1 protein-coding gene is annotated in these 623 nt (G+C 64.5%); it reads right to left on the bottom strand.

Annotated features, from left to right (window positions below):
- The coding region (locus tag AC1DT3_RS23465) for a hypothetical protein (RefSeq protein ID WP_477467550.1) at positions 1-583 on the bottom strand (583 nt) is incomplete at its 3' end.
- Positions 584-623: the final 40 nt, after the last annotated feature.

Here is a 623-nt window from a genome sequence, read left to right as displayed (position 1 = left end):
CGCGCTCGGTGGTGGCCTCTGCCGGGTTCCTGAAGAGCTTCTTGAATGGGTTGGCCCGCGCCCGCTTGCTTCCACCGAGGTTCTGAATTTCGAATTCCCGGCGACCCGATGCCAGCCGCGGATCATAGACGATGTTCGCAGAGGCGTGGTCCTTGGTCCGGGCTCGCTCGCCTTGTTGAATCAGGCGCTCCAGCTTTTTCTCCTTGCGTTGCTGTCTCTCGCTCAGCGGCTTCTGAATCTTCGGTGGCTTCGCGCCGGCCGTCGCTTTCAGTCGATCGACGAACCGGGTCGCGGCCTCGGTAAGCCGTTCGCGTTCGGACAGGAACGCGCCTTGCCGCTTTCGCAACCCGTCGATCTCGCGCTCGAGATCCTGGGCCCGGCCGCGCCATAGGTCTGCCATACCCGCCGCCTTGAACGAGGCGCGCGCCCGTTGTTCGCTTCGATCCGTGTCCCCGTTCTCGGCCGCTCGCTTGCTCTCGGCAAGGCGCCGCTCTGCGAGAGATGCGTACCGGTCAATTCGCGCAACGAAGATGTCGAGGCGATCGCTCAGGGCCTGCAGCCGCGTCTCTGAAAGGTCCGTCATCAGCCCTGCCCCTTTTCTGTCAGCCACGCGTCAGCCACGC

This window comes from Microvirga sp. P4_G7 (genome assembly GCF_056401005.1).
The sequence above is the reverse complement of the archived record's forward strand: the minus strand, read 5'-3'. Positions and strand labels throughout refer to the sequence as shown.